Below are 5,215 nucleotides of genomic sequence, written 5' to 3' on the forward strand. Positions count from 1 at the left end.
CCCGCACCCACCGGGTGCGGGGCCCTCGCGCGTTCCCGGCGGGTGCTCCTCAGCCGACGCGGTGCCTCAGCCGACGTGGTGCAGCCAGCGCACCGGGGTGTCGTCACCGGCGTGCCGGAAGACCTCCAGCTCGCAGTCCCACGCCTCGCCCACGGCCAGGGCCAGGGCGCGGCGGGCCGCGGCCGGGTCGGCGGCGGGGCCGTCCAGCAGCTCCAGGGCGGCGCGGACCCGGTCCTCGGGGACCTGGACGTTGCCGTGCACGTCGGTGACGGCGTGGAAGATGCCCAGCGAGGGGGTGTGGCTCCAGCGGCCGCCGTCGCAGCCCTGGCTGGGTTCCTCGGTCACCTCGAAGCGCAGGTGCGCCCAGCCGCGCAGGGCGGAGGCCAGCCGGGCCCCCGAGCCCTGCGGGGCCTGCCAGGAGTACTCGGCGCGCAGGCAGCCCTGCGCGATCGGCTGCGCGGTCCAGTCGAAGGACGCGCGCACGCCGAGGACACCGCCGGCCGCCCACTCGACGTGCGGGACGAGCGCTCGCGGTGCGGAGTGCACGTAGAGCACGCCGCGGGTGATCGCACCGGACATGCCGTCCTCCTCTGCATCGGTGTGAAGGGCGTCTTCCCCAACGGCCTCGCACCACGCACAGGTGAACGTGTCCGAACGACTACCGGACGTGCTGTTGCGTTCATCATGCCTCACCGCTACGGCAGGCACCACCACTCCTCGCGGGGGCGGGACACCGGCGTGTCGCGCTTCAGTCCCCACCGGGGTCTGCCGATGGGGGGTCGTGCACGAGCAGCCGGCCCCCGCGCCCCGGACCTCCCCGCAGGGCGAGCTGTCCGAGGTCATCCGGCCCGCCGCCATCGTGCCCGAGGAGGCCGCGCGCGCCGTCCTGGTCGAGCTGGCGCTGCGCGACGTGCAGAACGGCGGGGTGTGGCAGAGCGGCCCGAGCCTGTGGAGCCGCTTCGACCGGCCCTGGAACGGGTCGGAGAACGTGGCCGGCGCCGAGCTGATCGGCCGCATCCACGTCGCGTACGGCACGCCGACCCGTTACGAGATCACCGTCTACCGCGTCACCGTGACCCGCTTCGGCGCCGACCTGGGCTGGAGCGTGGAGTCCCTGTGCGACGAGGCGCTCAGCCACGGCGGGTTGCGGCTGCGCGACTGCCCGCGCGCCACGCTGGCCGCGCCGCCGCCGCCGTTCGCCGGCTGAGCCGGACGCACCCCCGGCGCCCCGGCAGCGGACCCCTCGCCAGGCCCCTCGGCAGGAACGGGTGCCCGGTGGCACCATCGGCACCGTGCCCGACTCCCCCGGCGCGCAGCCGCCCCGCCGCCACCACCGCCCCGCGATGCCCGGCCCCGACGCCCTCGTCTCCCTGGCCGGTGGCGTCGACCCGTCCGCGGCGCAGGAGGCGGCGCACGCCGCCGCCAGCGCGCTGGTGCACGGGGCGCGCTCGGCGCAGGACGCGGAGGTGACGCGGCGGGTGGTGCGCCTGGCGCAGGAGGAGGGCCTGGAGGTCATCGCCGCGCTGTGGGCGGACGCACCCGCCGACTCCCTGGCCGGTGCGCTGTGGCGGCTGTACGTGCTGCGCACCTGGGTGCAGCGGGCCCCCTCGGCGGTGGCCCGGCAGTACGCCGAGGGCCGGCGGTACACCCCGGTGCTGGAGGTGGTGGCGGGGGTGGCGGACCCCCCGGGGCCGGCCGAGGTCGTCGCGGTCGTCGACCAGGTGCTCGCCGGGGTGGCGGAGGGCGACTTCGCGGTGACGCTGGAGCGGGCGGCGGCGTTCTGCCGGATCGTCGCGGTGGGCCGCGCCCACCACGCCGACGAACCCCGCCACACCGGGCGCCACCCGGACCCGGAGGACGCGGCGGCGGACCTGACGCTCTCGGCGGCGCGCATGCTGCGCACCGCCGAGCAGCTGGAGGCGGTGGCGCACCGCTGGCGCGCCGGCGAGCTCGGCTGACCCCCGCCCCACCCTCGACCGCGCTGGATCCGGGGCCCGGTCGTTACAATGGTCGAGGCGCCGGGCCGCGGTAGCCCCGGGTCCCAACTGAAGCCGCTACGAGCGGCGATGCGCCGTGAGGCGCTTCCCGGTCCGGCGCCACCCTCTTCCCCTCGGCCCCGCAGTCGCGGGGGCAGCGCTCAAGGGCTCCTGGGGGCCAGCACGATGATCGCCGCCCCCACCAGGCAGACGGCCGCGCCGGTGAGGTCCCAGCGGTCGGGGCGGAAGCCGTCGACGACCACCCCCCACAGCAGGGAGCCGACGACGAACACCCCTCCGTAGGCGGCCAGCACCCGCCCGAACGACGCCTCAGGCTGCAGGGCGGCGACGAACCCGTAGCCGGCCAGCGCCAGCGCACCCAGCCCGCACCACCACCAGCCGCGGTGCTCGCGCACGCCCTGCCACACCAGCCACGCGCCGCCGATCTCCAGCACCGCGGCCGCGGCGAACAGCGCCGCGGTGCGCACCACCACCTGCGCCCCGTCCACCCGCACCTCCCCGACCTCGCCCAGCGTCCGGCCCCTCGTCGCGAGCACGCCCGGGCGCGCGGGAGGATCGGGGCATGACGCTAGAGGTGCCGCGGCCGACCGCGACGACGACCCTGCCCGACGCGGCCGCCGTCGAGGCGGCCGCGCGGCGGCTCGACGGGGTGGTCACGCGCACCCCGCTGCTGACCAACGCGCGCTGGTCGGCGGCGACGGGCGCGCACGTGCGCCTCAAGCGCGAGGACCTGCAGGTGGTGCGCTCCTACAAGCTGCGCGGCGCGTACAACCTCGTCGCGCAGCTCACCGCCGCCGAGCGCGAGCGCGGTGTCGTCACCGCCAGCGCGGGCAACCACGCGCAGGGCGTGGCGTACGCGTGCGCCGCGCTGCGGGTGCACGGGCGCGTGTACGTGCCGCGCACGACCCCGCGCCAGAAGCGCGACCGCATCGCCGCGCTCGGGCAGGAGTTCGTGCACACGGTGGTGCTCGGCGACACCTACGACGAGTCCGCGGCCGCCGCCGCCCTGGAGGCGCAGGAGACCGGGGCGACCGTCGTGCCGGCGTTCGACGACGTGCGCACCCTCACCGGCCAGGGCACCGTCGCGGTGGAGGTCCTGGAGCAGCTCGCCGAGCTGGGCGAGGCGCCGCCGGACGTCCTGGTGGTGCCGGTGGGCGGCGGTGGCCTGCTCGCCGGGGTGCTGACGTGGGTGCGCGAGCGGCACCCGGGAGTGCGGGTCGTCGGGGTGGAGCCGGAGGGCGCGCCGTCGATGGCGGCGGCGCTGGCCGCCGGCCGCCCGGTCCGCCTGGAGCAGCTGGACTCCTTCGTCGACGGCGCCTCGGTGCGCCGCGTCGGGGACGTCACGCACGCGGTGGTGGCCGGGGCGCCGGTGGAGCTGGTCACCGTGCCCGAGGGGGCGATCTGCGTGGAGATGCTGGCGATGTACCAGAGCGACGGGATCATCGCCGAACCCGCGGGGGCGCTGGCGACGGCCGCGCTGGCCGGAGCCGTGCGGGTGGAGCCGGGGCAGAGCGTGGTGTGCGTGGTCTCCGGGGGCAACAACGACGTCAGCCGGTACGCGGAGGTCGTCGAGCGCGCGCTGGTGCACGAGGGCCGCAAGCACTACTTCCTGGTGGAGTTCCCGCAGGAGCCGGGGGCGCTGCGGCGCTTCCTGGACGAGGTGCTCGGGCCGGACGACGACATCACGCTGTTCGAGTACGTCAAGCGCAGCAACCGCGAGACGGGCCCGGCGCTGGTGGGCATCGAGATCCCCTCCCGCGACGACCTGCCGGCGCTGCTGGAGCGGATGGCCGCCGCTCCCCCGTCGTTCGAGCGGATCTCGGCGGCGGAGCCGCTGTACCGGTACCTGCTGTGAGCGCGCCGCCCGGCGCGCGGAACCGCCGCCGGTGCGGCCGCGTTGGCCGGGCATGGGATGGGTGTTCCGGGGGTCGCGGGTGCTGGGGCGGGGCGTGCGGGTGGCCGCGTCGAACCACGGGGTGCGCGCGTCCAAGCGCTTCGGCCGGGTGACGGTCGACTCCCGGGGGCGGGTGGCGGTGCGGCTGTTCAAGGGCCTGACCTGGCACGGCCGCCTCTGGCGGTAGCCGGGCCCGCGATGGCCGCAGCGCCCCTCGATCCGTGCGGTCAGGAACTGTTTAGCCCGATCAGGTGATGACGTTCCGTATTTCCCTGCGCCCGTTCGAGCGACTTCCTATGCTGGGTGGTGGCTGAGGGTAGTCACTCGAAGCCGCACGGGGGGATCCGTTCAGGGGGGAAGCATCGTGAAGCGTTCCATCAGCGCCATCGTCGTGGGCGGCGTGGCACTCGTCAGCTCGCTCGCCGTCGCCGCACCGGCCGGTGCGGCCGCGCCGGCACCCGACCTCGTCGTCACCGACGTGTCCTGGAGCCCGCAGGCCGTCGCCGCCGGCGCGCAGGTCACGTTCAAGGCCACCATCCGGAACCGGGGCACGGGGGCGACCCCGCGGGGCGTCGTCCACGGCGTGGGCTTCCGCACGCCGGACGGCACCACCGTCACCTGGTCCGACAGCCGCACCTCCTCGCTGGCGCCCGGCCAGAGCGTCACCGTCACCGCCAACGGCGGTCGCGCCGGCGCGACGTGGACGGCCGCGGCCGGCACCACCGCCATCACCGCCTACGTCGACGACGCGCGCCGCATCGGCGAGTCGAACGAGCGCAACAACACCCGCACCGAGCAGGTCGCCGCCACCGCGGGTTTCCGCACAACGCTGCAGGACTACTCCCCCGTCGTCACCGCCCCCGCCGACGGCCGCGCCACCGGGGTGGCCAACCAGCTGACCGGGGACGGGTACGCCGCCTGCTTCACCGACGACGGTCACGTCGAGGTCCCCGGCACCGAGCAGCGCCTCGGCAGCTACAGCGCGGGCAACACCGAGTACGGCTACAGCGGGCCCTTCGCGGGCAACGGCGACGTGCTCGTGCCCGCCAGCCGCACCGCGACCAGGGTCGTCGGGGCCCCGATCGACCTGGGCGAGATCCTGCGGAACGCGTACGGCGACCCCGTCTACGGCATGTCCTGCCCGGAGGGTTCCACCGGTTCCTTCACCCACCTGCACGCCACGAAGCTCGTCTCGCACCGCTACGCGCTCGACGCGGGCGGGAACCCGTCGAAGCTGCTGGGCACCCACACCGAGCAGCTCGACGTGGACCTCGACTTCTGAGGACCGGTACGCGTGAGCGCCCCCACCCGCACGGGTGGGGGC

At 75.9% G+C, this 5,215-nt stretch carries 7 protein-coding genes; 5 read left to right on the forward strand and 2 right to left on the reverse strand.

Annotation, left to right across the window (positions count from 1 at the left end; translation table 11 throughout):
- Positions 1-66: 66 nt before the first annotated feature.
- Positions 67-579, reverse strand: coding sequence for a DUF3145 domain-containing protein (locus tag ACRYM0_RS20145; protein WP_432491294.1), 513 nt, complete (start codon positions 577-579; stop codon positions 67-69).
- Between the two features lie 202 nt (positions 580-781).
- On the opposite strand from ACRYM0_RS20145, the gene ACRYM0_RS20150 reads away from it, so the two are divergent.
- Together ACRYM0_RS20150 and ACRYM0_RS20155 are read left to right on the forward strand one after the other, a co-directional pair.
- Positions 782-1,207, forward strand: a complete 426-nt coding sequence (locus ACRYM0_RS20150; RefSeq protein WP_432507630.1) for a hypothetical protein — start codon at positions 782-784, stop codon at positions 1,205-1,207.
- A gap of 85 nt (positions 1,208-1,292) precedes the next feature.
- Entirely contained in the window at positions 1,293-1,958 is a 666-nt protein-coding gene (locus tag ACRYM0_RS20155; protein WP_432507631.1) for a hypothetical protein, read from the forward strand.
- A 179-nt stretch (positions 1,959-2,137) separates the two neighbouring features.
- On the opposite strand, the gene ACRYM0_RS20160 is transcribed toward ACRYM0_RS20155, so the two are convergent.
- Complete coding sequence (locus ACRYM0_RS20160; RefSeq protein WP_432507635.1) at positions 2,138-2,470, reverse strand: YnfA family protein; 333 nt, start codon at positions 2,468-2,470, stop codon at positions 2,138-2,140.
- A gap of 89 nt (positions 2,471-2,559) precedes the next feature.
- Between ACRYM0_RS20160 and ilvA the strand changes: the two genes are divergently transcribed.
- From ilvA to ACRYM0_RS20175, 3 genes are all read left to right on the forward strand, one after another.
- Positions 2,560-3,852, forward strand: a complete 1,293-nt coding sequence (gene ilvA / locus ACRYM0_RS20165; RefSeq protein ID WP_432507632.1) for a threonine ammonia-lyase IlvA — start codon at positions 2,560-2,562, stop codon at positions 3,850-3,852.
- 52 nt (positions 3,853-3,904) lie between these two features.
- Positions 3,905-4,078 (forward strand): DUF4236 domain-containing protein, encoded by a 174-nt coding sequence (locus ACRYM0_RS20170; protein ID WP_432507633.1) that lies wholly within the window; start codon positions 3,905-3,907, stop codon positions 4,076-4,078.
- Positions 4,079-4,255: 177 nt separating this feature from the next.
- Complete coding sequence (locus ACRYM0_RS20175) at positions 4,256-5,173, forward strand: CARDB domain-containing protein (protein WP_432507634.1); 918 nt, start codon at positions 4,256-4,258, stop codon at positions 5,171-5,173.
- The last annotated feature ends 42 nt before the right edge of the window (positions 5,174-5,215 follow it).

Source organism: Kineococcus arenarius subsp. arenarius, from assembly GCF_050871845.1.
Taxonomy (GTDB): Bacteria; Actinomycetota; Actinomycetes; order Actinomycetales; family Kineococcaceae; genus Kineococcus.

What these genes read in the sequence shown, in the direction of transcription:
- ilvA (WP_432507632.1), top strand. Translation starts at nt 2,560, where the DNA reads ATGACGCTAGAGGTGCCGCGGCCGACCGCGACGACGACCCTGCCCGAC.
- ACRYM0_RS20145 (WP_432491294.1), bottom strand. Translation starts at nt 579, where the DNA reads ATGTCCGGTGCGATCACCCGCGGCGTGCTCTACGTGCACTCCGCACCG.
- ACRYM0_RS20170 (WP_432507633.1), top strand. Translation starts at nt 3,905, where the DNA reads ATGGGATGGGTGTTCCGGGGGTCGCGGGTGCTGGGGCGGGGCGTGCGG.